23 protein-coding genes, 1 tRNA gene and 1 pseudogene are annotated in these 26,011 nt (G+C 64.8%); 12 read left to right on the forward strand and 13 right to left on the reverse strand.

Annotated features, from left to right (window positions below):
• Nucleotides 1-6: 6 nt before the first annotated feature.
• The 6 genes from WFP78_RS12190 to WFP78_RS12215 are packed head-to-tail and all read left to right on the forward strand — an operon-like array spanning nt 7 to nt 4,871.
• Nucleotides 7-309 carry an EexN family lipoprotein gene (locus WFP78_RS12190; protein WP_024100057.1) on the forward strand — a complete coding sequence of 101 codons (303 nt, stop codon included), beginning with the start codon at nt 7-9 and terminating at the stop codon, nt 307-309.
• Nucleotides 306-1,649, forward strand: coding sequence for a P-type conjugative transfer protein TrbL (trbL, locus tag WFP78_RS12195; RefSeq protein WP_024100056.1), 1,344 nt, complete (start codon nt 306-308; stop codon nt 1,647-1,649). The genes WFP78_RS12190 and trbL overlap by 4 nt, the downstream gene beginning before the upstream one ends.
• Before the next feature lie 18 nt (nt 1,650-1,667).
• Entirely contained in the window at nt 1,668-2,372 is a 705-nt protein-coding gene (gene trbF, locus WFP78_RS12200) for a conjugal transfer protein TrbF (protein WP_024100055.1), read from the forward strand.
• Nucleotides 2,369-3,358: a P-type conjugative transfer protein TrbG gene (gene trbG / locus WFP78_RS12205; RefSeq protein WP_024100054.1), complete on the forward strand. Its 990-nt coding sequence runs from the start codon at nt 2,369-2,371 to the stop codon at nt 3,356-3,358. The genes trbF and trbG overlap by 4 nt, the downstream gene beginning before the upstream one ends.
• Before the next feature lie 2 nt (nt 3,359-3,360).
• A complete protein-coding gene (locus WFP78_RS12210; RefSeq protein ID WP_024100053.1) occupies nt 3,361-4,623 on the forward strand; it encodes a TraB/TrbI/VirB10 family type IV secretion system protein in 1,263 nt (420 codons plus the stop codon).
• Nucleotides 4,620-4,871, forward strand: coding sequence for a DUF2274 domain-containing protein (locus WFP78_RS12215; protein WP_024100052.1), 252 nt, complete (start codon nt 4,620-4,622; stop codon nt 4,869-4,871). The genes WFP78_RS12210 and WFP78_RS12215 overlap by 4 nt, the downstream gene beginning before the upstream one ends.
• A 325-nt stretch (nt 4,872-5,196) precedes the next feature.
• On the opposite strand, the gene WFP78_RS12220 is transcribed toward WFP78_RS12215, so the two are convergent.
• The gene (locus WFP78_RS12220; protein WP_419722959.1) at nt 5,197-6,093 is read right to left on the reverse strand and encodes an N-formylglutamate amidohydrolase; all 897 of its coding nucleotides are present in this window, start codon (nt 6,091-6,093) and stop codon (nt 5,197-5,199) included.
• 172 nt (nt 6,094-6,265) lie between these two features.
• On the opposite strand from WFP78_RS12220, the gene cpdR reads away from it, so the two are divergent.
• On the forward strand, nt 6,266-6,643 hold the full coding sequence (gene cpdR / locus WFP78_RS12225) for a cell cycle two-component system response regulator CpdR (protein ID WP_336962477.1): 378 nt from the start codon (nt 6,266-6,268) through the stop codon (nt 6,641-6,643).
• A gap of 66 nt (nt 6,644-6,709) precedes the next feature.
• Here cpdR and WFP78_RS12230 read toward each other — a convergent pair whose 3' ends face one another.
• A complete protein-coding gene (locus WFP78_RS12230; protein ID WP_336962480.1) occupies nt 6,710-8,038 on the reverse strand; it encodes a dicarboxylate/amino acid:cation symporter in 1,329 nt (442 codons plus the stop codon).
• Nucleotides 8,039-8,167: 129 nt separating this feature from the next.
• On the opposite strand from WFP78_RS12230, the gene WFP78_RS12235 reads away from it, so the two are divergent.
• Nucleotides 8,168-8,242 (forward strand) — tRNA-Val (locus WFP78_RS12235).
• Between the two features lie 587 nt (nt 8,243-8,829).
• Here the strand turns inward: WFP78_RS12235 and WFP78_RS12240 are convergent.
• Nucleotides 8,830-9,171, reverse strand: coding sequence for a hypothetical protein (locus WFP78_RS12240; RefSeq protein WP_336962483.1), 342 nt, complete (start codon nt 9,169-9,171; stop codon nt 8,830-8,832).
• A 6-nt stretch (nt 9,172-9,177) separates the two neighbouring features.
• Between WFP78_RS12240 and WFP78_RS12245 the strand changes: the two genes are divergently transcribed.
• Nucleotides 9,178-9,444 (forward strand): hypothetical protein, encoded by a 267-nt coding sequence (locus tag WFP78_RS12245; RefSeq protein ID WP_336962486.1) that lies wholly within the window; start codon nt 9,178-9,180, stop codon nt 9,442-9,444.
• 145 nt (nt 9,445-9,589) lie between these two features.
• On the opposite strand, the gene WFP78_RS12250 is transcribed toward WFP78_RS12245, so the two are convergent.
• The 3 genes and pseudogenes from WFP78_RS12250 to WFP78_RS12260 all read right to left on the reverse strand — a co-directional run.
• Nucleotides 9,590-11,989 (reverse strand): TonB-dependent receptor plug domain-containing protein, encoded by a 2,400-nt coding sequence (locus WFP78_RS12250; RefSeq protein WP_336962489.1) that lies wholly within the window; start codon nt 11,987-11,989, stop codon nt 9,590-9,592.
• Nucleotides 11,990-12,217: 228 nt separating this feature from the next.
• Entirely contained in the window at nt 12,218-12,991 is a 774-nt protein-coding gene (map, locus tag WFP78_RS12255) for a type I methionyl aminopeptidase (protein WP_336962492.1), read from the reverse strand.
• 65 nt (nt 12,992-13,056) lie between these two features.
• A pseudogene (locus tag WFP78_RS12260) lies at nt 13,057-13,257 on the reverse strand (ParD-like family protein); the annotation flags it as partial.
• A 374-nt stretch (nt 13,258-13,631) separates the two neighbouring features.
• Between WFP78_RS12260 and WFP78_RS12265 the strand changes: the two are divergent.
• Nucleotides 13,632-14,282, forward strand: coding sequence for an energy transducer TonB (locus WFP78_RS12265; protein ID WP_336962495.1), 651 nt, complete (start codon nt 13,632-13,634; stop codon nt 14,280-14,282).
• Between the two features lie 6 nt (nt 14,283-14,288).
• Here the strand turns inward: WFP78_RS12265 and WFP78_RS12270 are convergent, their stop codons facing one another.
• The 5 genes from WFP78_RS12270 to WFP78_RS12290 form a co-directional block, all read right to left on the reverse strand.
• Nucleotides 14,289-15,383, reverse strand: a complete 1,095-nt coding sequence (locus WFP78_RS12270) for a cytochrome-c peroxidase (protein WP_336962497.1) — start codon at nt 15,381-15,383, stop codon at nt 14,289-14,291.
• The gene (locus WFP78_RS12275) at nt 15,373-17,865 is read right to left on the reverse strand and encodes a TonB-dependent receptor plug domain-containing protein (protein ID WP_336962499.1); all 2,493 of its coding nucleotides are present in this window, start codon (nt 17,863-17,865) and stop codon (nt 15,373-15,375) included. Before WFP78_RS12275 ends, WFP78_RS12270 begins: the two co-directional genes overlap by 11 nt.
• Nucleotides 17,829-18,101, reverse strand: coding sequence for a hypothetical protein (locus WFP78_RS12280; RefSeq protein WP_336962502.1), 273 nt, complete (start codon nt 18,099-18,101; stop codon nt 17,829-17,831). The genes WFP78_RS12275 and WFP78_RS12280 overlap by 37 nt, the downstream gene beginning before the upstream one ends.
• Before the next feature lie 81 nt (nt 18,102-18,182).
• Nucleotides 18,183-20,027, reverse strand: a complete 1,845-nt coding sequence (locus WFP78_RS12285) for a carboxylesterase family protein (protein ID WP_336962505.1) — start codon at nt 20,025-20,027, stop codon at nt 18,183-18,185.
• 494 nt (nt 20,028-20,521) lie between these two features.
• Nucleotides 20,522-20,968, reverse strand: coding sequence for a hypothetical protein (locus WFP78_RS12290; RefSeq protein WP_336962508.1), 447 nt, complete (start codon nt 20,966-20,968; stop codon nt 20,522-20,524).
• A 200-nt stretch (nt 20,969-21,168) separates the two neighbouring features.
• On the opposite strand from WFP78_RS12290, the gene WFP78_RS12295 reads away from it, so the two are divergent.
• Nucleotides 21,169-21,930 (forward strand): NRDE family protein, encoded by a 762-nt coding sequence (locus tag WFP78_RS12295; RefSeq protein WP_336962511.1) that lies wholly within the window; start codon nt 21,169-21,171, stop codon nt 21,928-21,930.
• A gap of 31 nt (nt 21,931-21,961) precedes the next feature.
• Here the strand turns inward: WFP78_RS12295 and WFP78_RS12300 are convergent, their stop codons facing one another.
• Nucleotides 21,962-24,487: an ABC transporter permease gene (locus WFP78_RS12300; protein WP_336962514.1), complete on the reverse strand. Its 2,526-nt coding sequence runs from the start codon at nt 24,485-24,487 to the stop codon at nt 21,962-21,964.
• Nucleotides 24,484-25,185: an ABC transporter ATP-binding protein gene (locus tag WFP78_RS12305; protein ID WP_336962517.1), complete on the reverse strand. Its 702-nt coding sequence runs from the start codon at nt 25,183-25,185 to the stop codon at nt 24,484-24,486. Before WFP78_RS12305 ends, WFP78_RS12300 begins: the two co-directional genes overlap by 4 nt.
• Here WFP78_RS12305 and WFP78_RS12310 point away from each other — a divergent pair.
• Nucleotides 25,184-25,906 (forward strand): arylesterase, encoded by a 723-nt coding sequence (locus tag WFP78_RS12310; protein ID WP_336962520.1) that lies wholly within the window; start codon nt 25,184-25,186, stop codon nt 25,904-25,906. The two genes, WFP78_RS12305 and WFP78_RS12310, sit on opposite strands and share 2 nt — an antisense overlap.
• Nucleotides 25,907-26,011 lie beyond the last annotated feature (105 nt).

The following is a 26,011-nucleotide window of genomic DNA, read 5'->3' on the forward strand; positions in this document are numbered from 1 at the left end:
GCGGCCATGAAGAACGCGCCCGTCCTGTTCGCTCTCGCTTCCCTGTTGGCCGGGTGCGGCCGGCCGCCTTCGGTGGACGCGCTGGCCGCCGACCCGTCCCGGCTGCACGCGCTACGCGCGCAATGCCGCGCGGGCGAGCACGGCGGCGCGTTCTGCGCGCAGGTGGCCCGAGCCGACCTGCGCCGCTTTCTCTCCGGCAAGGCCGGCCCCGGCGAGTACCAGACGCTCGCCGACCTGCCGCCGATCCCACCCAGCTTCGATGAACCCGCTGCCGATGACAACGGGCCTGGGCAGGAGAACTCGCCATGAATGACGTAACCATCATCGACCGCTTCCTCGATACGTTCTCGCGCTACATCGACTCGGGGTTTGGCCTGCTGCATGGCGAGGTGGCGTTTCTGACCGCCACGCTGATCGTCATCGACATGACGATCGCCGGGCTGTTCTGGGCGATGAGCCATGCCACCGGCCAGGGCGAAGACGTGATCGCCAAGCTGATCCGCAAGGTGCTCTACGTCGGTGCCTTCGCCTACATCATCGGCAACTTCAACTGGCTGGCCGGCATCGTGTTCCGCTCCTTCGCCGGGCTGGGCCTGACGGCCAGCGGCTCGACCTTGAGCATGGAGAACTTCCTGCATCCGGGAAGGCTGGCCAAGATCGGCATCGACGCCGGAGCGCCGATCCTCGATCAGATCGGCGACATGGCGGGCTTTCCCGAGGTGTTCGTGAACATCACGCCCATCGTCGTAATGTTCCTCGCCTGGCTGATCGTCCTGCTGTGCTTCTTCGTGTTGGCGATCCAGCTTTTCATCACGCTGATCGAGTTCAAATTGACGACGCTCGCGGGCTTCGTGCTGGTGCCGTTCGCCCTTTGGAACAAGACCGCGTTCCTCGCCGAAAAGGTGCTGGGCAACGTGGTGTCGTCGGGCATCAAGGTGCTGGTGCTGGCCGTCATCGTGGGCATCGGCTCGGGCTTGTTCGCCGAGTTTCAGGTGCAACCGGCCGAGCCGTCCATCGACCATTCGGTCGTCGTCATGCTGGCCTCGCTGACCCTGCTGGCGCTGGGCATCTTCGGGCCAGGCATTGCGACCGGGCTGGTATCGGGCGGCCCGCAACTCGGCGCGGGCGCGATGGCCGGCGCCGTGCTGGGCGCGGCCGGCACCGCCGTTGCCGTGGGCGCTGCGGCCACGGGCGTTGGTGGCGCCGTCGCTGCCGGCGCGCGCATGGCCCCGGCTGCCGCCAAGCTGGCCGGTAGCGGCGCGCGTGCCGCCGCCGGGGCCGCCAGCAGCGCGAAGTCCGCGTTTCAGGCTGGTTCCGCTTCTGCTGGCGGCGGCCTCAAGGGCGCAGCCGCCGGCGTGGGCAACGTCGCCAAGACCGGCGCACAGGCGGCCGGGCAGAAGGTGGCGCAAGGCGCGCGCTCGATCCGCGATCGCGCTGCCGCTGCGTTCAGCACCGATGCGCCAGCAGCCGCGTCCCCAGCGAGTGGCGATGCGCCGCCGTCAGCACCGCAGGAGCAACCGGCCTGGGCCAAGCGCCTGCACCGACGCCAACAGCTCACCCATGCCGCGACGACCGCCGCCCACACGCTGCGCGGTGGCGACGGCGGCAGTTCCAGCCAAGGGCCGAGCCTGCGCGATTCCGATTCCTGATCTTCAAGGAGAACACCCATGCGATTCAAACGCCCGCAGGTGCGCTATGCCGACACGCCGCAGCCTGCGACCCCGTATCAATCCGCCGCGCAAGTGTGGGACGAGCGCATCGGTTCGTCCCGCGTGCAAGCGAAGAACTGGCGGCTGATGGCTTTCGGCTGCCTGCTGCTGGCGCTGCTGATGGCCGGCGGCCTGGTGTGGCGCTCCGCGCAATCCATCGTCACGCCCTACGTGGTGGAGGTGGACAACGCGGGCCAAGTGCGCGCCGTCGGCGAAGCCGCCACGCCGTACCGGCCCAGCGATGCACAAGTGGCCTACCACCTGGGCCGCTTCATCGAGCTGGTGCGCTCGCTGTCCATCGACCCCATTGTCGTGCGCCAGAACTGGCTCGACGCCTACGACTACACCACCGACAAGGGCGCCGTGGTGCTCAACGACTACGCGCGCACCAACGACCCGTTCGCGCGTATCGGCAAGGAATCCGTCACGGTGCAGATAACCAGCGTGACCCGCGCCAGCGACACGTCTTTCAACGTGCGCTGGACGGAACGGCGCTTCGTCAACGGCGCCGCGGCGGGCACTGAACGCTGGAACGCCGTGATTTCCATCGTGCAGCAGACCCCGCGCACCGAACAGCGCCTGCGCAAGAACCCCCTGGGCATCTACGTCAACGGCCTGTCGTGGAGCCGTGAGCTGGATTCTTCCGAAGGAGCAAAACCATGAACCTGTCTTTCCGCTTTTACGCTTTGCCGTTGATGCTCGTTGCCTTGGCGGGCTGCGCCACACAGGGCAAGCCGCCGCCGGCCATCTCGCTCGATGAGCCGGTGCAGGCCCAGCCGCTGCCGGAGCCGCCCGCGCCGGTGGAAGTGGTCAAGGTGCCCGAGCCGCTGGCGCTGCCGGCGCAGTTGAAGCCGTTGCCCGAAGCCGAGGCCGCCAAGCCCGTGCCGGAACCGGCCGACGAAACTGTGCGCGTCTCGCGTGCCAATGCCGAGGCGCGCATCGCGCCCACGCGCGAGGGCTACGTCAATGCGATTCAGGTGTGGCCCTTCACCGATGGCGCGCTGTATCAGGTCTATGCGGCCGTGGGCCGCGTGACCGTGATCGCGCTCCAGCCCGGCGAGGAACTGGTGACGGTCGCCGCGGGCGACACGGTGCGCTGGATCGTGGGCGACACGTCCAGCGGCAGCGGTGATGCGCTGCGCGTGAACGTGATGGTCAAGCCCATCCGCTCGGGCCTCAAGACGAATCTGGTCATCACCACCAGCCGGCGCACCTACCTGCTGGAGCTGACCTCGACCGAAAAGACATGGATGGCCTCGGTTTCCTGGGAGTACCCGAAGGACAAGATGCTGGCCTTGCAGCGCCAGGCGCAGGCGGCCAGCACCGCCGCGCCTGTTGATACCGGCTTGTCGCTGGAGAAGATCCGCTTCCGCTACGCGGTCAGCGGCAGCAATCCGCCGTGGAAGCCGCTGCGCGCCTTCGATGACGGCGAGAAGGTCTATATCCAGTTCCCCGCCGGCATCGCGCAAGGCGAGCTGCCGCCGCTGTTCGTGATCGGTGCGCAGGGCGACGGGCAACTGGTGAACTACCGCTTCCGCGCGCCGTACTACATCGTGGATCGCCTCTTTGGCGCGGCGGAGCTGCGCCTGGGCGGCGACAAGGGCGACGTGGTGCGGATCGAGCGCACGGACGGCACCCGGAGGAACTGACCATGAGCAAGGACGACACCCCCGACCGTGCCGCGCCGCAGGCGGGCAAGGTCGCGCCCGAGGCGGTGGCGCTGCGCGCCCAGCCGCGCCCGGTCACTCGCCTGAACCGGCGCACGCTGGCGATGCTCATGGGCGGCCTGTCGGTCGCCGTGCTGGGTGCGACTATCTGGTCATTGCAGCCGCACCGGCGGGGCGCGGGCGAGCAGACCGAGCTTTACAACGTCGATCGCGTGAGCAAGTCCGAAGGGCTGGACGGCCTGCCTTCGGACTACTCGAAGCTGCCGCAGAAGGTGCCCGAGCTGGGGCCGCCGCTGCCGGGCGACCTTGGCCCCGCCATCGTGGCCTCGCAGCAGCCGGTAACGCCGACCTATGCGCCGCCCGGCCACGACCCAGAGGACGCCTTGCGCAAGGAGGCCGACGCCGCGGCGGCCTCATCGGTGTTCTTCCGCTCGGGCCAGCAGGGCAAGGCCGCAGCGCCAGCCACGGCCCAAACCCCTGCGGCTGCGCCGGGCAGCGCCTTCGACCCGCTGGCGGCCGGGCCGGCCTCGACAGCGGCCCAGCCCGCCGACCCGACCGCCACGCAGAACCGGCAAGACCAGAAGGAGGCGTTCCTGAAAGGCGGTTCTACGGAAACCCGCAATTCCGGCAACCTGCAAATGCCGGCATCGCCGTATCAGGTCATGGCTGGCACGGTGATCGCCGGGGCGCTCGTCACGGGCATCAAGTCGGACTTGCCGGGCGACGTGATCGCCACGGTGACGGAGCCGGTCTATGACTCGGCCACAGGCAAGTTCCTGCTGATCCCGCAAGGCTCGCGCATCATGGGCAAATACAACAGCCAGGTCAGCTACGGGCAGAGTCGCGTGCAGGTGGTGTGGAACCGGATCATCCTGCCGGACACGTCTTCGCTGACCATCGACAACCTTGTGGGCACCGACCCGGCCGGCTATTCCGGCCTCGAAGATGGCGTGGACTACCACTGGAGCCGCATCGTCGCCGGCGCGGCGCTGACGACGCTACTGGGCGTGGGTGCCGAGTTGGCCGCGCCGGAGAACCGGCAGGACGGCAACCGCATCGTGATCGCGGGGCGCGACAGCGCGCAGGACAGCATCAATCAGGTCGGCCAGGAGATGACCCGGCGCAACATGAACATCCAGCCGACCTTGACCGAGCGGCCGGGCCTGCCGGTGCGGATCATCGTCAAGCGTGACCTGGTGCTGCGACCGTACCAGCCGATGTTCTTCAACAGGGGGGCGATGCGATGAGCACGGGCAAGAAGCTGCGGCTCGGGCCACTGCCGAAACTGGAGTCCACGAAGCTGACCTTCGCGTGTCCGGCCAGCCTGCGGGCCGACCTCGACCGCTACGCCGCGCTGCACGCGCAGACCTACGGCGAGGCGGTCGATGCTGCGACGCTCATCCCGCACATGCTGGAGGCGTTCATGGCTGGGGATCGAGGATTCAGGAAAGGAGCAGTGGCGGCGGCGAAGGCCGTGCAACCGAAACAGGCCTGATTTTGTTGGTTCATCACGACGAAAGCGCAGCCTACGGGCTGCGCTTTCGCTTTTGGAGTGGATTGCACCAGGCTAGAAGCTACAACAGCGATGCGCCCCGGCTCGCCGGAGTGCCCCTACACTTGCCACCGCAAAGCGCCTATGTGGCACCTAGCCTAAAAAGCAGTAGGAGCGCGCAACGGTCGATTTTTGGCCTAACCTATTGCCCCACAAGACCTTTCATGTTGCTGCCTGTCCGCATCAAAGGCTTGACAGCGGACATTTTTCATGGGGAAGATCAGGCGTATAGGTTATGCCTCAGGCGTATAGGTTATGCCGACGCGGCTTATTCGGCCGCCAGCGCATAGTCCTCGCCGGGCAGTTCATCGGCCAGCGCCGTCGCGATATCGGCGATCAGCGCGCGCATCCGGACCAGCCCCGGCGTGATCCGGTCGTGGGCGATGTCGAGATAGAGGCTCCGGTCGATCTCGATCTGCAGCGCGTGCATCTCACGCTCCGGCCGGCCATGCCGCTCGACCAGATAATGGCCGGCATAGGGATGGTTCTGCGCCACCGCGATGCCCCGGCCCGCGCACAGGTCCGTCACCAGCGCGGAGAGCCTGGGCGAGGCGCTGCGGCCGAACAGGTCCCCCACCACGATCTGCGGCGGCCGACGATCCGCGCCGGCCGGCAGCGGCGGCATGGAATGCACGTCGATCAGGATGGCGTGGCCATGGCGATCGCGCGCCTCGCGCATCATCGCCGCGATCGCGGCATGATAGGGCCGGTGGCAGCTTTCCACCCGCTGCTCCACATCCGCCCATTCCAGCGCCCCGATCCACAGGTCGCCGACACCGGGCAACCGCTGCGGGATGAGGCCCAGGCCGCCGCGCAGCTTGGCGCTGGCGACAAAGCCATGCCCATGGGGCGCCCCGCGCACGCTTGCCGGGTCGATCTCCCGCTCATGGCGGTTCAGGTCGATGAAGGCGCGCGGCGCTTGCGCCACCAGCACCGGAAAGCCCTGCGCGATCGCATCATGCACGAGCAGGTCGGCATGGCGATCCTCCAGCCGCTGCAGCACCGATGGCTGCACCCGCGCCCGGGCCAGCAAGGCCGCCGAATAGGCCCGCCCGGCATGGGGGACGGAGAGAATGACGCCGCCCTTGCCCGCCTGCGCGCCATAGCGGTCGAAGGCGACCGTCCGCTCCAGGGGCTGGCGGGAAAGCGGGGCAAGATCGTCCAATCACGCATCCTTTCGCCGCCCGATTCGGGAAAATCGGTCGGGTGGCTGGAAAATATTAAACCCTTGTCGCATAAGCACTGACTTCCTGTCACCTCCCATGGTGCATCGCGAGAGCGGATTGCATGGCCATGGTGCGGCGGGTCGGAACAAGAAAAGATATATAGAGGCGGAAATGATCCGTATCCTGTTGGCGGAAGATGATGAGGCAATGCGCCAGTATCTGACGCGTGCGCTCGAAAAATCCGGTTATGAGGTTGTCGCGGTCGACCGCGGCACCGCCGCCGTGCCGCTCATCGAAACCGATCATTTCGATCTGCTGCTGACCGACATCGTCATGCCGGAAATGGACGGCATCGAACTGGCGCAGCATGCAGCGACCGTCGCGCCGAACATGCGCGTGATGTTCATCACCGGCTTTGCCGCCGTCACGCTGAAGGCGGGCAAGGCCGTGCCGCAGGCAAAGGTGCTCTCCAAGCCGTTCCACCTGCGCGACCTGGTGATGGAAGTGGACCGCATCTTCGACACGAGCAGCGCCACCGGCCTCAACTGAACACCCACGGATGCGCCGTGGGCCGCCCGGTCCACGCCCCTGCCCCCGGCAAACCGCCGCGAACATTCAGTCCGGGATGATTTCCTCCATGTCCGGCGTCGGATCGAGCGGGATGCCCGCCATCGCCGCGTTCAACCGCTGGCGATCCAGCCCGCCTTCCCATGCCGACACGACGATCGTCGCCACGGCATTGCCGATGAAGTTGGTCAGGCTGCGGCATTCGCTCATGAAGCGGTCGACGCCCAGGATCAACGCCATGCCCGCCACCGGCACGGAGGGCACGATGGAAAGCGTAGCCGCCAGCGTGATGAAGCCCGCGCCCGTCACCCCCGCCGCCCCCTTCGAACTGACCATCGCCACCAGCAGCAGCAGGATCTCCTGCTCCAGCGTCAGGTGGACATTGCACGCCTGCGCGATGAACAGCGCCGCCAGCGTCATGTAGATATTGGTGCCATCCAGGTTGAAGCTGTAGCCCGTGGGCACGACCAGGCCGACGATCGACTTGCGGCACCCCGCCCGCCCCATCTTCTCGATCAGACTGGGCAGCGCCGCCTCGGACGAGGACGTGCCCAGCACCAGCAGCAGCTCCGCCTTCAGATAGCGGATGAGCTTGAGGATATTGAAGCCGGCGAACCAGCCCACCACGCCCAGCACCCCCAGCACGAACAGCAGCGACGTGAGGTAGAAGGTCAGCACCAGCGCCACCAGATTGGCGAGCGTCCCCACGCCATATTCGCCGATGGTGAAGGCCATGGCGCCAAAGGCCCCGATGGGCGCGGCCTTCATGAGGATGGAGACGAGGCGGAAGACCGCATGGCTGGCCGATTCGAGCACGTCCATCAGGGCCTTGCCCCGCTCGCCGATCAGCGTCATCGCGATGCCGAAGAGCACGGCCACGAACAGCACCTGCAGGATGTTGCCATCCGCCACCGCCGAAACCAGCGTGTCGGGAATCACCTCCAGCAGGAAGGCGGTCAGCGTGCGTTCCTGCGCCTGATGGACATAGCCGGCCATCTTCGCGCCATCGAGCGTGGCGGGATCGATGTTGAGCCCCGCGCCGGGCTGCGCGATATTGGCGACCAGCAACCCCAGCAGCAGCGCCAGCGTCGAGAAGGTCAGGAAATAGGCAAAGGCCTTGGCCGCGACCCGGCCGATCGTCCCCACCTCCCGCATGCCGGCGATGCCGGTGACGATGGTGAGGAAAATGACCGGCGCGATGATCATCTTCACCAGCTTGATGAACGCGTCGCCCAGCGGCTTGAGCGACGCCCCGGTCTGCGGCCAGACATGGCCGACGAACACGCCCAGCGCGATCGCGATCAACACCTGCACATAAAGCTGCCGATACCAGGGCAGCACCGGCGTGGTCTGGATGGGTGACGTATCGCTGATCATGCCTGTTTCCGGCCCCCCTTGGGCGTTGAAGATTATGGCGCGGTTCGCCCCTGTCTACCTTATAACGATGCAAGCGCAGATTCCCGCTTGCAAGGGGCCATCACCCCCGCTAATGGCTCGCTTCCCCGTGGGCGTGTAGCTCAGTGGTAGAGCACTGTGTTGACATCGCAGGGGTCGCAAGTTCAATCCTTGCCACGCCCACCATGGAAAGCCCAGCAAGTCCAAGGACTTAGCTGGGCTTTTCTATGCCGGAAAGGCCAAAATCGTCCAGCACCCCCTTGGGCGAAGCCTGGCCGAAGGGCCGGGCTGGCCTGACGCCGCAGGCTGGAATTGATGCCTTCAAGGCCGCCTTCGAGGGAGCCCATATGGCCGGCTCGAAGGTCGCATGGCAGTTCGACATCGTCCTGAGCGGAGAATGCCCCCCGGCGCGATTCCCAACTCGATCGGGTCGACACGGCACGGCATCGCGATCGTCACGATGCTCCGGCGGACAAGCCTGGGGCCGCGGGTTCCTGCATGGAAGGTTTCCTATGCTGGAGAACCCGAAACCCTCCACCATCCAGGACAGCCGGCTGCCCATTTCCTTTTCCCGGAAGCGGCCATCCATTCGGGTCCGCTCTTATAGCAGGGGCGATGGATGGACGACCGCTTACCGGCGGACTCCCGGCTATTGCCGACATCCGGCTCGCGCTGACGCGGTAGGCGCTTTATATTATGGAACCATGTGATGGAGCAGGTGGCATGGATTTCGACTTCAACTGGGATGTTCAGCCCTTTGACGGTGTATATGTCTATATCGCGATGAGCGAGATGATCTTCAGGAGTGGGCATTCGATCACGATCGCCTGCATCTCCTGAAAATCGGCTATTCCATCGACCCAGAGGAGCGGCTCGCCTATCTGAATGGAAAAAGGCTGCGCGGTGGTGCGCCGGTACGGCCCTGCCTCAATGTCACGGACTGGCGGATCATCGGCAAGTGGCCGTTGCCGCACTATGGCTCCGCCAAGATAACGGAAAAGCGCCTGAAGGATGTCTTCGCACAAGTGTTCGAGCCATTCGATCGAACGGAGATCGTGAAGCGCGATCGGGCCGGTAACGGAGAAACGGAAATCTACCGCCTGCCGCTCAGGCATCTTCCGGTGCTGCCGGGGTTCTTTCGCATCCATGGCGTGGAAGGCCATCTCGTCAGCCAGGCCGTCGAGATCGTCGAGAAAGCCGTGGAGGAAATCCAGCGCCAATGGGCCGGGCGACTACGGTTCCTCGATCCGTTGGACGAAGGTCTTGGCGAGGAGCCGCCGATGCCGGTCATCGAGGACCGCTACGGCGATATCATCGAACAGATGCAGGAGGATATGGAAGCCGAGGCCCGCACCCATGATGGCGGCTGGCCTTATGGCGATGACTGATCAAAGGGCGTGTTTTGGCGCGAAGGGGCCGTATCGCCCCGCATAGGTCGTGCGTTCATTTCGAGAACTGACAGGGGGCAAGCCATAAGGTAACGGCCTGCCCCCTGTCGCGCTCAGTTATGGGTGCGTTACCCAATCATGCCATTTACCAGCTCAGATTGATCCGCCCATAGAGGTAGCGGCCGTTGAAGCCGAATGGCGAATAATAGGGGAAGGCCACGACGCCGGAGCTGTTGAGCGAGGCGGGCACCCGATCGGGATAGGTGTCGAACAGGTTGTTCGCGCCCAGCGCCAGCCCAAGCCGCGGCGTCAACTGATAGCGGGTTTCCAGATCGAAGATGGTCTTCTTGCCGCTATGGATATCGGTCGCGGCCGTTGTGCCAGGCTGCGTGACATCGCCATAATAAGTGGCGCGCGCGGTCGCGCTGAACGCGTCGAGCGTCCAGTCGACCGAACCCACCACCTTCGTGCGCGGCGTCCCCTGTTCGATGCTGATGACGCGCTGGCGGGAGAACAATGTCGGCACCGGCGACAGCGTGACCGCAGTCGATGTCGGGACCTTGTTGACCTTGATGTCATTGAAGTTGGCTGCGGCGGTCAGGTCGAACGTGCCCACGCCCGTTGTCTTCACCCGATAATGCCCGACCACGTCGATCCCCCTGGTCGTCGACGTGATCCCGTTGACGAAGAAGCGCGCGGCCGAAACGCCATAAGGCGCCAGGATCGCCGCGACCTGCGGGCTGAAGCTGTTCTGGATATTCTCCGAGAGGCCCAATTGGTTGCGGACACGGATATGATAGGCATCGACGGTCAGATCGAACCCGCCCGCGCGGATCACCGTGCCGGCGGAGAAGTTGCGGGACTTTTCCGGCTCCAGCGGCAAGCCGCCCAATGCGGTCGCTATCGGGCTGATCGACGGGAAAGTGCCGGTTTCGACAATGTTCGGCGCGACAAAGACCGATGCCGTCGACGTGAAATATTGCTGCTGGAGCGATGGCGCACGGAAACCTGTCGAGGCCGCGCCGCGCAGCGCCAGCCATGGCGTCACGTCATAACGGGCCGATATCTTTCCGGTCGCGAGGGTGCCGAAGTCCGAATAGCCTTCGCCACGCACCGCTGCGCCGATGGTGAAGCGATCCGACAGCTTCGCTTCCAGATCGAGATAAACGCCGACATTCTCGCGATGCGCCTCGACTTCGTTGGAAGGCTGGAAGCCGGGGAAGCCCTGTGCGCCGCTACCCAGGCTCGCGTTGGAACCGAGTGGGCCGCGATCATAGGACGATGCTTCACCGGCCTCGACCTTGTAGCCCTCGCGGCGGAATTCCCATCCCCATGCGACATTGAGCGAACCGTCGCCAAGCGGCAGTTCCTTGCTGACATCCAGCCCGGCAACGACCTGATCGTAGATCAATGCCCCCGCATCGAAGGAGGTCTGGGAATTGGTGCCATAGGTCGCGTTCAGGCTGTCAAAGGTGCGGAAATCGAGCTTGTTGCGGCCGTAGGACACGTTGAGATCGACGTTCCAGCCCGACAATTCGCCGCGCAGGCCGGCAGCGGCGGTCAGGTCGTTGGACTTCACGCCGATCAGCGGCAGGAAGCCGTCGGGATAGATCGAGGCGACATTGTTGACGTTGCCCGGCACGCGCGGGAAGGCGGCGCTGACGCTGTCGCGATGCTGGTAGCCGCCAAAGCCGTAGACTTCCCAGCCATCGCCCACCGGATGCGCGGCATTGGCGTAAAAGCTATATTGCTCGACGTCGGGATCGCCGAAGCGCGAGCGCAGGACCGCGGGGGTGGCACGCGGGTCGATGTCGCCGCGACTGGTCGGATTACGGTTCACATATTCGCCGCTCAACGTCAGGAAGCCCTCGGCACCCAGCGCAATGCCCTGCCAGGCCGAGACGGTCACGGACTCGCCATCGCGTTCGTCGCGAGAAGAGAGGGCGGCATCGACATCCGTCACATATTGGCCATAGCTGACCGATCCCCCACCGCCACTGCGGGCTTCACGCAGGCGCAGATTGACGACGCCCGCGATCGCATCGGACCCATATTGCGCGGATGCGCCGTCGCGCAGCACTTCGATCCGGTCCAGCGCGACGCTGGGGATGGTGTTGAGGTCGACAGCGGCGGCGCCACGCCCGACCGAACCGTTCACGTTGAGCAAGGCCGACGGATGCGCGCGCGTGCCATTGATCAGCACCAGCGTTTGATCGGGGGAAAGGCCGCGAAGGGTAGCCGGACGAACCGAATCCGTGCCGTCAACAGCGGCGGAGCGGGGAAAATCGATGGACGGCGTCACCGCCGAAAGCGCGGCGGCCAATTCACTCGTGCCCTGGCGGCGGAGCGCATCGCCGGAAAGCACGTCCACCGGCGCCACCGAATCGAGCCGGGTGCGGCCTGCCGCGCGCGTGCCCGTGACCACGATGGCGTCTCCATCCTCACTCGCCACGCCCGCGGCTTCGACCTGCGCTTTTGCCGGGGAAACCAAAGGAAGGCAGGTGATCGCTGCCGAAAGCAGAAGGCGGGTCCGATAGTCCAACATGATATCCCTTTCAGATCACGAATGCGCAATATCTGCTGCGCCGTTAAGGGTGCGGCCTATAGTCTATCATTTTTGTTGATAAGTAACTTTTTGTTTCAAAGGATAAATTCTATTAAAGTTGTGGCCATTGCGCACCAGTCCATCCGAAAATTCAGATAGTCCGGACGTCCCATGACTCTCATTTTGCTTGATCCCGACGTGGATCGACCGGGCGCTGGTGCCGCGCCTTCACGCGCGCGATGGAGGAGCCTCGTCCGGTCGCAGCGTCAAGACGCGAACACCGTCTCGAGTCACCGCGACAGTGTGCTCGAATTGAGCGGACAATTTCCCGTCCACCGTAACGACGGTCCATCCATCGTCTTCGGTTCGAACCATCCTGCGGCCCTGATTCACCATCGGCTCGATCGTGAAGACCATGCCCTCCCTGAGCGTCAGACCGGTTCCGGGCTTGCCGAAATGCAGCACCTGCGGTTCTTCGTGCATTTCCCGTCCGATGCCATGCCCGCAATAGTCCCGCACGATCGAATAGCCGGCGCGCTTGGCATGGCGCTCGATGGCGTGGCCGATGTCGCCCAGCCGGGCCCCGGGCCGAACGGCGAGAATGCCTTTCCACATCGCGTCATAGGTCGTCCGTACCAGCCGCCGTGCTGCGGGCGCGACGTTGCCGATGAGGAAGGTCTTGCTGGAATCGGCAATATATCCGTTCTTTTCCAGCGTGATGTCGAAATTGACGATATCGCCGTCCCGCAACATGTCCTCGGTGGAAGGGACGCCGTGGCACACGACTTCATTTCTCGAACAGTTCAGAACGAACCCATAGCCATATTGGCCTTTGCTGGCGGGCCGCGCGCCAAGCTGATCGACGATCAAATCTTCCACGAGGTCGTTGACCTGCATCGTCGTCCGGCCAGCCAGCGCCTGGCCGTCGAGATAGGAGAATATGGACGCCAGAAGACGGCCGGATTCGGCCATGAGCTCAACCTCGGCGGGCGATTTGATCATGGGACGGCAACACCGACATCAGCAACACCGACACCGACACCGACACCGACACCGACACCGACACCGACACCGACACCGACAGGATCGACACCGGCCGCCTTGAGCTCACGAACAACGATCTGCTGGAATGTGAGCTGGGGGTTCAACTCGCAGAGCATCCCGATCCTGATCCAGAATGCCGCCTGGGCGTTGATGGACCGATAGGACGCCTTGCTGGCCTTCCGCAGCTGCTCATGAAGGTCATCCTCTATGTTGACGATACCCATAAATCATCCTGTATATACGAATCATATATGAACCATATGGTCGGCATCGCTCTTCGGCAAGCCGGCATCGCGCGAATCCGAACGGATCGCGACGGCAACGGGATCGCATGCGCGCCCTGCCACAAGCGGTAAGCCATCAGGCCGCAACCCCATCCAACGCATTCCATCCCTGGCGAGACCAACGCCTGCCACGATCATGTGCATATACGGGTGATGGCTCACGCTGCTCGACCGCATGATCCATTGCGCTTCGGCTATGGGGCAGGATGGATATGCCCTTGCCAAGCACAGACGGCGCGTCCACATGAGAATGCATGTCAATAGTGAAAGCAGCGTCATTCAGTGCATCAAGCGGGCTGACGGCTGCGATCCTGATGGCGATGGCGATGGCATTGCAGGTTTCGTCCTTCAGAAAGGACGATCAGCACAGCCTGAAGACCTTCGCGCTCGCGCCATCGTCTCCTCCGGTTGCGCCCGAAACATCTTCCCAGTCGCCGGAGTATCAGGCTCGCCGGGACAGCGTCCTCAAACATATGCCGCCGCCCCGGCCCCGCGATCATGAATCCGTTGCGATCACGCATGCGATGCCTGGCGCTTTACCCGCAATGGCTGCGCTTCCCGGCGCTTCGGGCTTGGGCGAAACGCTGCCAGCCGGTGCGATACAGGGATCGGCTGCATCACGCGATGCGGATATTGCTCCGCTCTCGGTCCCGCTCTTGGCCTCATCGCATACCGAAACGGATGCCTATTCCGTCCAGGTCCATGGCTGGCTGGAACATCATAAATCCTATCCGCGCGAATTCGCACGCAGCGGGGCGCAAGGCGTCGTGACCCTTGGTTTCGAACTCGACCGGCGCGGCAGGCTTCGCCTGATCCGTGTCGTTTCCAGCAGTGGCATGCGTTGGATGGACCGGCTGGCCCAGGCCCAGCTCCGCGCTGCCGAACCCTTCCCTCCCGCGCCGACCGATGCCACATGGCGTACCCGGGAATTCGTGGTGCCGATGCGCTACCGGCCCCAAGCGTGACGCCGCCTACAGGATTTCAAGAAAGGCGACCAGTGCCTTGCGTTCCTCGGCACTGATATCGCGCTTGTGCAGCAATGGGTCGGGACGGGGCGGAGGTGCCGATGTGCCCTGCGCCTGCGCCGTCCGGTCGCGCCCGCCGCCCGCTGCGTAGAGATTGACCAGGCCTTCCAGCGTCGGGAAAATCCCGTTGTGCATATAGGGGCCCGTTCTGCGCACCCCGCGCAAGGACGGGGTCCGAAAATAGCCCACATCGGCCGGGTCATGCGTAACGCCGTACCGGCCCAGATCCTGAAGCGACCGACCGTAGAAGCTGATCCCCAGATTGTGGAAACGCCGATCGCTCAGAAGCGGCCCGTTATGGCAGTTGGCGCAGCCCGCCTTGGTCCGGAACAGATGCAGGCCCACAAGCTGCTGATCGGAAAGCAGCTTCGTTCCTTCGGTGAAAACACGGTCCCATGTGCTGCGCGGCGGCCGCAATGTGCGCTCATAGATGGCAATCGCAGCGCCGATGTCCGCGATGCCGATCCGGCGATGCCCCTGGAGAGGCTGGAACAACGCCCGATAGTCGGGCTGGCGGTTGATCCAGCGCTCCACACGATGCGAGACGCTGGCCATCTCGACCGGGCTGGTGATCGGGAAATGTGCCTGATCCTCAAGCGAGGGACTGCGTCCGTCCCAGAAGAGCGGCGTCATCCAGGCGACGGCATAGAGCGACTGGGCATTCCTTGCGCCCCGCTGCCGGTCATGGCCGAAGGAGGTCTTGATCCCGTCGCCGAAACCGAGTTCGGGATTGTGGCATGTGGCGCAGGCGATCTGGCCCGATCGCGACAGGCGCGGCTCTTCGAACAATGTCCGCCCGAGCGCCACCCGCCGGGGATCAAGACCGGTCGCCGCCGCTGGAAGCGGTCCAAACTCCTCAAAGGCCGCGCCGGCCTCCAAAGTGGGCCGTGGCCAGCTTTCCGGCGGGCCAGCATATTGCGCGCGCAGATCGCTGGTTCCAGTCCGCGCGATTTCCGGTTGCGCGGAGGACGCATGGAAGACCGACACCGCAACAACCAGGGCAGAACAGGCAAGCCATTTCCGGCCTGCCTCAAAAGGCATATTTGAGCCCGAACCAGACGCTCCTGCCATATTGATAGGGCTGACTGGTGTTGATCGCATCCTGTGCCGGGATGCGGTTCAGCAGGTTGGCGATCCGGGCATCCGCGGAAAGTGTCCCCAGCTTCGATCGGATCAGCTCCGCGGTCACGTTCAGGTTGGTATCCAGGGACGACTTGTAATGCATCATGTCATACACGTCATACCGCACGCCTTCGAATTGGGCCGTGGTGCCGGCATCCTCGATCCGGTCGAAGCCGTTGCGATAGTGCAGGTTGATCTGCGTCGTGATGCGATCGTCGAGCCAGAGCGCGGTCCAGGTCAGGTCGAGCAGCAGCGGCGCAGCGAAGTCGAGGCGTCGGTTGCGCTCGGCCAGATCGATCGCGGCGATGGGTTGCCCCTGGTAGAGGACCCGCACATCCTCAAAGCTGGTCTCATCATTTTCAACCAGGAAATCGTCATTATCGGTCTTGGTACGGGAATAGTTCGCGCTGAACGACAGGCTATGCTTGCCGAAGCTGCGCACCCATTCGAATGACACGCCGCGATAGGTGGAGCCACCATCGTTGGTCATCGTATAATTGGTATAGGTGCGCGTCACGCCATTCTCCAGAACGGCCGTCAGCGTCTCGCCCGCCGAACGGGAGAATTCGTCCTTATTATCGCGATAGATGCCCTTGATCCGCAACGTTCCGCCCAGCACGCGGCCATTGACGGCGCCCGTCAGCTCGTCGGAATAGGGTGTCTCCAGGCTGCTGCGCGAATAGGTGGCCGCGCGCGTGACCGAGGTGAGAGCCCAGTTGTCCGAATAGACCCGGCGGCCGCCGACGATCGTCGCCGTCCGCTGATAAGTATAACTGTCCGGGATGCCTTCCCGCAACGCATAGGCAAGCATCGAGCGGCCATAATAGCGATTGGCGCCCAGCGTGACGCTCCAGCCCTGCCACGGGAGCGAATAGGTGGCCGACAGGCGCGGCGCGACATTGCTGTTGCCCAGGAAACTCTCATAATCGTAGCGCAAGCCGGCACGCAGCGCCCAGCGTCCGGCCGTCAGATCATATTGCGCCCAGGCCGACACGCTATCCAGCGTGGCACGCGCGTCATAGGCGCGATATTCCAGGTAGCGGGTCAGCGCATATTCGTTTTCCACGCAATCGAGCCCGCCCGTGCCGGCACAGCTCGTCAGCGGGCTGACGACGCTGCCGAGATAGGCGCGATCGGTCTGGAGCCGCTCCTTCTCGGCATGGACATGATCATATTCGACGCCGCCGCTCAGCACGCCCGACCAGAGATCGTGCGCAATCCGTCCCTTCAGCGTGACGTCCTGCTGCACCTGGTCGATATCGCCGAAACCGCCCTGGGTGCAGCTCGCGCTCGAACAGAAGCCGCCGGTCGGCGTATTGCTGGGCAGGCTGTAATTGCCGGCCGGCGCGGTACGGCTCGTATCGCTGCGGATATAGCTTGCCTCCACCGACCAGGGCGTGCCGCCACCCTGTGCAAGCTCGATCTTGCCGCTTGCGCCGCCGCCCTTCGACTTGACCTGGTTGTTGATGGCGTTCGCGCTGGACGCCTCGGAAGTATAGGGGGAATAGGTGCCCTGCGCCCGCAACGTCAGCTCGCCGCCCAGGTCCCAGAGCAGCTTGGCGAGATAGTTGTCGCTCACGCTCGATTGTCCGAACGACCTGCCGCCATAGGTCGCATTGCGGAAATAGGTCACATCGGCGCGCGAGCGGTTATAGGCGAAGAGCGCACTTGCATTGTCGCTGAGCGGAACGTCAACGCTGCCCCCGAAGCGCCATTTGTCGAACTGCGGCTTGGCCGGCAGGATGCCGCCCAGCGCATCGCGCGAGGCATCGGGCAGGTTGAAATGCGTGATGCCGTCGCCCGTATAGGATGCCTGCATCTCCGCGCCGAAGCGCTGCCGCGGATCGCGCGTCTTGATATCCACGACGCCGCCGGTGAAGCCGCCATATGCGGCGGAAACGTTCGAATCGCGCACCGTGATCTCACCGACCAGGCTGGAATCGACCCATAGCGACTGCGGACTCGCCCCGGCGGTGTTCTGCAGGTCGAGCGGATTGTCGTTGGTGAAATCCACTCGGCTGTTGGCCCCGATGCCATCCACCATCAACAGATTCTCATAGGCGCGGCCGCCGGAGATCGAAATCTCGGATGGCCTCAGGTCCTGGATGGACTCGCGCGTCGCAAGGAACTCCTCACGGGAGAACTGGAGTGTGGGAATCGCCTTCAGCACCTGGTTGACGTCGCCCGATCCGGGCGCGCGTGCCTGGATCTGCTGGCGCGCGATGGTGGAGGTGCCGCTGTCCGCCCCTTCGCCCATCCTGTAAGGCTCTTCGGCCGCTTCCCCTTCCGCCGTCACCGCGGGCAATGATTGCGCCTGCTGCGCCTGCGCGATCGTTGCACTGCTCGCCATGCCCAGGCAGGTCATCACGATGGCGCGGCGCCATCCAGCACGATTAAACATTCTCCTTCTTGCCCTTTCACCCCGGTTTCGAATGCAGGGGCAGCTATCGCCGCAAGCTCATAAATGCAACTGATTCTCATTATAATAACCAGCTTCATCTCCGGGAATATCGGGGACAAGGCGCTGAACCCGAGGTCGCGCCCTATCGCGATGCGCTTCGTCATGGCATTGACGAGCAAGCGCAGGCTCGGCGTCCGCGCACCAACGACATGCACATCGCCATGGATCAGCAGCATCGGCAGACCCTTTGGGTCAATACAGGTCTCAGGACTGGCGAACGCCAAAATTGCGCACTGCCCATGCCTTTCCCAGGCGCCTCAAGGGGGTGTCTGACCGGTGCGGTCGGCCCACAGCTTTTGCCAGTACCGGATCTGCGCCTTGCGGAATCCCGGTGCTACACCGGTTTTATCGGATATCAGCAGCGGGCCGCGATTGGCTCCCTTATATTGCGGCCAGCCAGGGAGAGCGGCGCCATTGGGGTTGCCTGTCTTGATGAAGTCGGCCCAATAATGCTGCATCATCGCTGCCACGCGCATGTTTTCGGGCGTTTTTTCGATCTTGCCCGATCCCAGCGTATAGCCGAAGTCGGCGCAGTGCGGCGCGCCCGCGACCTTCCCCCGATCGGCGGGCGGCACATAGGCGAAATGATAGGTCCAGGACGGCTGCCAACGCGCTGCCAGCGCGGGCGTCGCCATGGCGGCCGAGGTGAAGATGAAGTCGGTCTGCACCTGCCGCAGCAGTTCGGCGCTGGAGAGCTTGCCCTGCGGGTCGTAGATTTTGCGCACGGCAGCCATATCGATGCCGAAGCGGTCCTTGAGCACCTGCTCGTCGAAACCCATCAGGCCGAATATGCTCGCTTCATTGCTGGTCGACCCCGCAATATAGGGGACATGCGCGATGTCGCCCTTGGCGAAGGCGATCGCGATTTCCTCCGGGAGCGTCACCCCATCGACCACCGCGCCGAAATTGGGAGGGCCGGGATCAGCGGCCATGACCGCCGCCGGATCGATCTTGCGCAGATCGGCAATGGCCGCCTTGCCATCGGCCGTCACCCCGGCGCGGCGGGCGAAGGCGATGCCTTCTTGCTCGGCCTGTGCCTGCGGCCGGGTCGCATTGTTGATGCCGCCGCCCGAATGGGCGCTGGCCCGCGCAAACAGGCCCCGCGCGGAGGGCGCTGTCACCAGCGCGTTGATGCTGGAGCCCCCCGCCGAGCAGCCCATGATCGTCACCTGCGCGGGATCGCCGCCGAAACGCACGATATTGTCGCGCACCCAATTGAGGCCCGCAACCTGATCCATCAGCCAGTAATTGCCGGTGGGCGCCCCCGCCTGCTCCGCACGCAGGTCGGGATGCGAAAAGAAGCCGAGGCGCCCGAGCCGGTAGTTCAGCGATACGACCACGATGCCGAGCGCATTGTAGACCTTCGCCGCGTCATCGAACAGTTCGGCCCCCGATCCGACGAAAAACGCGCCGCCATGGATCAGCACCAGAACCGGCATCTTGCCATTGCCGATCGCGGGCGTCGCGACATTGATCGAGAGGCAATCCTCGCTCTGCGCCGCGCCCTTGCTTGCCCCGGCTTCGGGTTGCGGGCAGATCGGGCCGAAACGGGAGGCATCGAAGGGCCGGGTCCAGGGCGCGATGGGCCGGGGAGGAGTCCAGCGATGATCGCCGCCGGTGGACTGGGCGAAGGGAATACCCTTGAACACGCCCCCTTCCCCCTGCGCCACGCCGCGCACCGGCCCGGACGCCGTATCGACCACGGGCGCGGTGCCATCGGCCCCGGCAGCGTCGATCGCGCTGGTCATCACCAGCGCCATTCCAGCCGTGATCGCCAGAATATGGCTCGCCTTCATCCATCCTCTCCCTGATATCTTCTTGGGCCGCAAACGTGGATCGGCCGACCAGGACTTGAACCGCACGCCGGCGGCGATCAGCGGCGGGCCCTTGTCGAACAGGTTGTTGATCGTGACGAAGGGTTCGATGCCGCCGCTCCAGCCTGCGATCTTCTGGCTGATGGTCAGGTCCGCGTACCAAATCGATGGCGCCTTGATGCCCAGATCATTGTTGTTGGGTCCGCGAGATCCGACCTTCACCGGACCGGTATATTGCTCCGATAAGAAGATGCCGAAACCGCTGTCGGTCGCGTCGTTGAGGTTCAATGTGTCACGCCATTTTGGCCGTGCGATCGGACCTTGTCACATATTTGCCGAGCCGGCTGACATAGGCCCGCGCCGCGAACGCGCCATCATCCAGCCGCGAATTTTATCCTCCGTACATTTTTGATGCTAACAGCCATCAATTATGACTGTCAATGCAAGATTGCCGCTTCACTTCATTCATGGCCGGGTACAAAGACGGATCGTCACTCGGCTTCTGTGGCAATGATGAATGGGCCGACCATGCGCCTGTTCTCAACTCTCGCGATGATGCGCTGAGCCTCAGCGAACGTCTTGCTGGTGCGTTCGAATCGGCGGCGGGCGACCGGCGTTGAAATAGCTGGCGTTGAGATGGCTGATGCAATCGCGGAGTTGGGCAAGGTCTCGCGATGGGCAGCGTGGGCATCCTTTCCATCGCAAACCGGGACTCGCCCCCATCGCGCCCGTCAACCGCACGAGTTGCGAAGCAGGCGTCGCCCGGCTTCAGACGGAAGCCACTAGCCGGACGCCAGCTCTGCCCGGCGCTTGCTTTCGGCGCGGACGGCTTCGCGGTCGGGCGACGCATCCAATCGCACCAGGCGGGACGTGATGCCTCCCTCGTTTCGACCGAGCCGCTGCATCAGATCTTCGATGGTCGCCTGATCTTCCTGCCAGAGGTGTAGCAGTGCGCGGTCCTCTTCCAGGGTCCATCGGCTCCCCTGGTTCGCGGCGGAGGGTTGCGGCTTCCTGGGCTTTGTGGCCTTGACCGGGCCGCCCTGGCCTGGACGAGGAACGACCATCTGGATCGCTTCGGCGAGCGCGGTCCATGCGGCATTCGCAAGCGCGACGGCCTGGCCCTCGGGCGTCAGAAGAACGGCATGATCGGCATAAACCGCCAATTCGAACCGTTGCTCTCCGATGTTCCAGATCAAGGTGCGCAAGGGAATCGGATCAGTGTCGGACATAATCCCAGTTGTAACGGCACAATTGCATCGGAAAAAGACGCGGTGTCGCTTCGTCGGGATGCTGGCGCACACGGTGGCGACGATGGCGGACCTCGAACAGGTTGGAGGCCGAAATCGCGCAATGCGACTTTGCAAGCGCCGGTCCGGTCGGCTAGTCGCATGGTCCATGCGAACCGACCTTTGCCGATGACCGACCGATCATGTGTGTCCTAGCGTTCGCCTGGCGCGCCCATCCGCGCTGGCAGCTGGTCGTCGCGGGCAATCGTGACGAGCTGCACGCCCGTCCCGCCCAACCGCTCGGGCGCTGGGACGATGCGGACCATGTCCTGGGTGGCCGTGACCAGCTGTCAGGCGGAACCTGGCTCGGCGTCTCCGAGGAGGGCCGCTTCATGGTGGTCACCAACCTTCGGGGGTTCGGCGCGCCAAGGCCCGATGCACCGTCGCGCGGCCTGCTGCTGAAGGACAGGCTGGTCGGCATGGGGCCCTATGTCGATCCGTCCGACGCGGACCTCGCGGCCTTCAATCCGTTCAACCTCGTCAGCGTGAGCGACGGCGTCGCCGAGTTCTGGACCAACCGGCCCGACCCGCTCCGCCGGCGCCTGTCCCCGGGCGTCCATGGGTTGTCCAACGGCGCGCTCGACGAACCTTGGCCGAAGACGGTACGGTTGAAGGCGATCCTCGGCGACTGGCTGTCCGGCGACGCCGCCCGGCCGGAATCGCTTCTCGACGGCCTGCAGGAAGAGGCTCTGGATGCGCCACGCGGCGTCGCCATCGCCCCGTCCGACGTTCCGCTGGAACCCACGGTCTCGCCCATCTTCATCCGCGATCCGATCTATGGGACGCGCTGCGGGACGGTCGTGGCGATCGACCATGACGGACAAGGCGTGATTGTGGAGCGCCGCTTCGACGCGGCGGGCGCCATGGCGGGTGAGACCCGGCTGACCTTCGCCTGGCCCCGATGACGCTGCGCGAACCGAGCGGGCGCCGCCGCCGTTAAAGCTGGCGGAGCGCCCGTGTCGGGCGGACGGACATCAGCGGGATCGATCCCGCGACCCCGATACCCAGGGTGAGCAACGCGCCGCCAAACAATGTGCCGAGCACGATCGGCCAATCGGGCGCCCACCCGAAGTCGAAGACGTGGACGATCACATACCATGCGGCGGCCGTGCCCAGCGCGAGCGAAACCAGGGCAAGCATCGCGGCGAGCAGGCCATATTCCAGCGCCTGGGTGCCGAGCACCTGCAGACGGGTCGCACCCAGCGTCTTCAGGATCACGCTGTCATAGCTGCGCGGCTGTCGCGAAGCGGCGATCGCGCCGACCAGCACGGCGATGCCGGCGAAGATCGAAACCGAGGCGGCAACGACGATCGCGCCCGACATCTGGTTGAGCAGCCCGCCGATCTGATCGATCAATGCACCCACCGCGATCACCGATACGCCCGGAAATGCGGCGAGCAGCGTGCGCGTCACCGCCTCGTCGCGCCCGGCGGGCATGGTGATCGTCGCGGCCAGGCTGTGGGGCGCCGCGGAGAGCGTGCCGGGGGAGAAAACCATCACATAGTTGAAGCCCATCGTGTCCCAATTGACCTTGCGCAACGATGCGATCCGCGCCTCGATCTCCCGGCCGAGGACGCTGACTGTCAGCGTGTCGCCGATGCCGATATCGAGCGTCTTCGCCGCTTTCTCATCGAGAGAAATCAGCGGCGGGCCCCGATAGTCGGCGGGCCACCATGTGCCGGCGACAAGATCGCTGCCCTCCGGCAGCCGGGCACTGTAGGTCACGCCCCGCTCGCCACGCAGGAACCAGGCGCCTTCGGGGATTTCCTTCAGATCGGCGACCCGCTTGCCGGCATAGGCGACGATGGTGCCACGCAACGCCGGAACGACGTTGATCCGGGGGGCCTGGGCCTGCCGTGCCACCAGCGCGCGGAAATGCTGTTCCTGGGCGGATGGGATGTCGAGGACGAACAGGCTGGGCGCCTTCTTGGGCACGGTGCGGCTGATCTCCGCATTCAGGCTGGTCTGGATACCCGCGAGCGTGACGAAAAGCGTCAATGCAAGGCCAAGTGCGACGACAAGAGCCGACGTCTGCGCGCCGGGCCGATAGAGGTTGGCGAGCGCGAGCCGCCAGAGCGGGCGCCGAGGGCGCGGCATGCGCTTCGCCAGCCAGCTTATCGCAAGCCCCAGGAGCAGCAGGAAGAGCAGCACGGCGGCCGTAGCGCCCAGGACCGCTGCCGAGAAAAGCGGCTCGCGCGCGGTGAATAGCGCCAGCGCGATCAGCGCGGCCGTGGCCACCGCAATCGCGATGGTGCTGCGGCGGTCGATGCCGCGGCGAGGATCGACCAATGCGCGAAAAATGGCGGCTGCGGGCTGGGTACGTGCGCGGGCGAGTGGCGGCAGGGAAAAGATCAACGCGATGAGCAGCCCATAGACCGCGCTGGTGACAAGCGGCACGGGGTGGAGCTGGAAGCCGGGACGGACCGGCAACAGATCACCGGCGAGCGCCACGAGCGCCGGTGGCAGCAGCGCACCGGCCACAAGGCCGCAGCCGATCCCAAGCGCGGCGATCGCACCGACCTGCAGCAGGTAGATCCGTTCGATGTCCGCAGAGGCCGCACCAAGTACCTTGAGCGTCGCGATCCCGGGGCGCTTGAGCGCGAGATAGGAGGACACCCCGTTGCCGACGCCGATCCCCGCGATCACGAGCGCGGTGAGCCCGATGAGCGACAGGAACTGGCCCATGCGCTCGAAGAATCGGTTGGCGCCCGGTGCCGCACGGTCGCGATCCTTGAACGCCCAGCCCGTCGGGGCGAAGCGCTTTTCCAGCCGTTCGCGCAGCGCCGCCGCGTCCTGGCCCGCCGGCAGGCGTATCCGATATTTGCTTTCGAAGAGACTGCCCGGCTGGATCAGACCGGTACGGCGCATGCCTTCCATCGAAACCAGCGCGACGGGCCCGAGCGTGAACCCCTCGCCGACGCGGTCGGGTTCGTCGGCGATGATGCCGGCAATGGTGAAGGTCGCGGTGCCATAGCGTATCCGGCCACCGGGCGCGATGCCGAGCCGCTCCGCCAGCGCGGCCCCGATCAATATCCGGTCGGCCGGCAAGGGCGGCGTGTAGCGCCCCGTGCGGAGCGAGAGCGTGCCATAGAGCGGATAGGCGGCGTCGACCCCTTTCAGTTCGGTGAGTACCGCCGCAGGCGTACCTGCTTTCGTGTTTCCGGCGCGCTGGGCCATCGCGCGCATCCGGATCGTTTCGCTCATCGTGCCGAGCGCGCGCAGCGTCAGCTTTTCATCGGCGCCGGCTTCCCGCTGGGTCATCGAGACCTCCAGGTCGCCGCCGAGCAGCGTCTGCCCCCGCGCGGCAAGCGTGTCGGTGATCGCCGCCGTCAGGCTGCCGATCGCCGCCAGCGTCGCGACACCCAGGAAAAGACAGACGAAGAGAAGGCGGAGGCCGCGAAATCCTGCATGGAGGTCCCGTCGCGCAATCCGCCAGCTCATGCGCCAGCCAAGAGCGCTCACAGGCTGCGCTCGGCGATGATCCGGCCATCCCGCATCTCGACGATCCTGCCACAGCGCTCGGCCAGCGAGGGATCGTGCGTGATGATGAGAAGCGTTGCGCCCGCCGCCGCCTGGCGCTCGAAAAGCAGGTCGATCACCGCGGCGCCCGTCGCGGCATCCAGATTGCCGGTGGGTTCGTCGGCAAAGAGGATGGTCGGGCGCGGCGCGACGGCGCGCGCAATGGCTACCCGCTGCTGTTCTCCGCCCGAAAGCTGGGCAGGATAATGGTCCAGGCGATGCGCCAGTCCGACGGCCGCAAGCTCGTCCGCAGCGCGGCCGAAGGCATCGGGATCGCCGCTCAGTTCGAGCGGGACCGCGACATTCTCAAGCGCGGTCATGGTCGGGAGCAGATGGAATGATTGCAGCACGATCCCGATACGGCCGCGACGGGCACGGGCCAGCGCATCCTCGTTGAGCGATCCGAAATCGACCCCGCCAACGGTCACAGTCCCCCCGCTCGCGCGCTCCAGCCCGGACAGCACCGCCATCAGCGAGGATTTCCCCGAGCCGGAAGCGCCGAGGATCGCAAGGCTTTCGCCACGCGCGATATCCAGGTCGATACCCTTCAATATCTCCACCGGCGCCTCGCGGGTTCCAAGCGAGAGGGTGACATTGCGCGCGCGGATCGCGATAGTCGCGGCATCGACTGGTGCATGCATGAAGAAAGGGCACTCCTTGGCGGGCAGGTTTTTGCGATATGGTGCGTGGTTGCTGGTTCTCCAAATGGTTGTTGCCTGTTCCAGGGAAGCGCCGAAGCAAGAAGCCGTAACATCGCATGGATCGCGGGCAGAGGCGCCCGTGGCGACGGCGCCCGCGGCCGATGCGAAGCTGGTGGTCGTTTTCGGGGACAGCCTGTTCGCCGGCTATAATCTGGCGCAGGATCGGGGCTTCGCCCCCACGCTCGAACGCGGACTGGCTGCAGGCGGCACCAAGGCGCGGGTGTTCAATGCCGGCGTGTCAGGGGATACCAGTGCGGCAGGGCTCCAGCGTCTCGCATTCACGCTGGACGGTCTCGACCGGAAGCCCGACCTCGTCATTGTCGGACTGGGCGCAAACGATATGCTGCGTGGGCTGAGCCCGAAGGCGACCCGCGCCAATCTCGACGCGCTCCTCACCGAGTTGAAGAAGCGCGACATCCCCACGATGCTGACCGGCATGCTCGCGGCCCCCAATATGGGGCCGGACTATGCCGCGATATTCAACCCGATCTATCCCGATCTCGCCAGGAAATATGGCGTCCCGCTCTATCCTTTCTTCCTCGACGGCGTGGTGGGCCATCACAACCTGCTGCTGCCTGACGGCATGCACCCGAACGACAAGGGGATCGACACCATCGTCGGCCGCATTGCGCCGGTCGTTGTCGCAAATCTGAAAGGGTGAAATCGACTGTTCGTGCCCCTCGGAAAGCCTGCCAGGCACCGTCCCTTGACGTTCTTCTCGCCAAGCAGCGTGGGGCGATGAACGTGCGCATGGGCATCCATATGG

This window comes from Sphingobium aquiterrae (assembly GCF_037154135.1).
GTDB lineage: Bacteria > Pseudomonadota > Alphaproteobacteria > Sphingomonadales > Sphingomonadaceae > Sphingobium > Sphingobium aquiterrae.

Excerpts from the sequence above, each read along its gene's own strand:
- WFP78_RS12310 (WP_336962520.1), top strand. The coding sequence starts at position 25,184 with ATGAAGAAAGGGCACTCCTTGGCGGGCAGGTTTTTGCGATATGGTGCG.
- WFP78_RS12190 (WP_024100057.1), top strand. The coding sequence starts at position 7 with ATGAAGAACGCGCCCGTCCTGTTCGCTCTCGCTTCCCTGTTGGCCGGG.
- WFP78_RS12230 (WP_336962480.1), bottom strand. The coding sequence starts at position 8,038 with ATGATCAGCGATACGTCACCCATCCAGACCACGCCGGTGCTGCCCTGG.
- WFP78_RS12210 (WP_024100053.1), top strand. The coding sequence starts at position 3,361 with ATGAGCAAGGACGACACCCCCGACCGTGCCGCGCCGCAGGCGGGCAAG.
- WFP78_RS12305 (WP_336962517.1), bottom strand. The coding sequence starts at position 25,185 with ATGCATGCACCAGTCGATGCCGCGACTATCGCGATCCGCGCGCGCAAT.
- trbG (WP_024100054.1), top strand. The coding sequence starts at position 2,369 with ATGAACCTGTCTTTCCGCTTTTACGCTTTGCCGTTGATGCTCGTTGCC.
- WFP78_RS12240 (WP_336962483.1), bottom strand. The coding sequence starts at position 9,171 with ATGCCTGAGCGGCAGGCGGTAGATTTCCGTTTCTCCGTTACCGGCCCG.
- WFP78_RS12265 (WP_336962495.1), top strand. The coding sequence starts at position 13,632 with ATGGCGATGGCGATGGCATTGCAGGTTTCGTCCTTCAGAAAGGACGAT.
- trbF (WP_024100055.1), top strand. The coding sequence starts at position 1,668 with ATGCGATTCAAACGCCCGCAGGTGCGCTATGCCGACACGCCGCAGCCT.
- WFP78_RS12250 (WP_336962489.1), bottom strand. The coding sequence starts at position 11,989 with ATGTTGGACTATCGGACCCGCCTTCTGCTTTCGGCAGCGATCACCTGC.
- WFP78_RS12275 (WP_336962499.1), bottom strand. The coding sequence starts at position 17,865 with ATGTTTAATCGTGCTGGATGGCGCCGCGCCATCGTGATGACCTGCCTG.
- trbL (WP_024100056.1), top strand. The coding sequence starts at position 306 with ATGAATGACGTAACCATCATCGACCGCTTCCTCGATACGTTCTCGCGC.
- map (WP_336962492.1), bottom strand. The coding sequence starts at position 12,991 with ATGATCAAATCGCCCGCCGAGGTTGAGCTCATGGCCGAATCCGGCCGT.
- WFP78_RS12295 (WP_336962511.1), top strand. The coding sequence starts at position 21,169 with ATGTGTGTCCTAGCGTTCGCCTGGCGCGCCCATCCGCGCTGGCAGCTG.
- WFP78_RS12270 (WP_336962497.1), bottom strand. The coding sequence starts at position 15,383 with ATGCCTTTTGAGGCAGGCCGGAAATGGCTTGCCTGTTCTGCCCTGGTT.
- WFP78_RS12215 (WP_024100052.1), top strand. The coding sequence starts at position 4,620 with ATGAGCACGGGCAAGAAGCTGCGGCTCGGGCCACTGCCGAAACTGGAG.
- cpdR (WP_336962477.1), top strand. The coding sequence starts at position 6,266 with ATGATCCGTATCCTGTTGGCGGAAGATGATGAGGCAATGCGCCAGTAT.
- WFP78_RS12290 (WP_336962508.1), bottom strand. The coding sequence starts at position 20,968 with ATGTCCGACACTGATCCGATTCCCTTGCGCACCTTGATCTGGAACATC.
- WFP78_RS12280 (WP_336962502.1), bottom strand. The coding sequence starts at position 18,101 with ATGCTGCTGATCCATGGCGATGTGCATGTCGTTGGTGCGCGGACGCCG.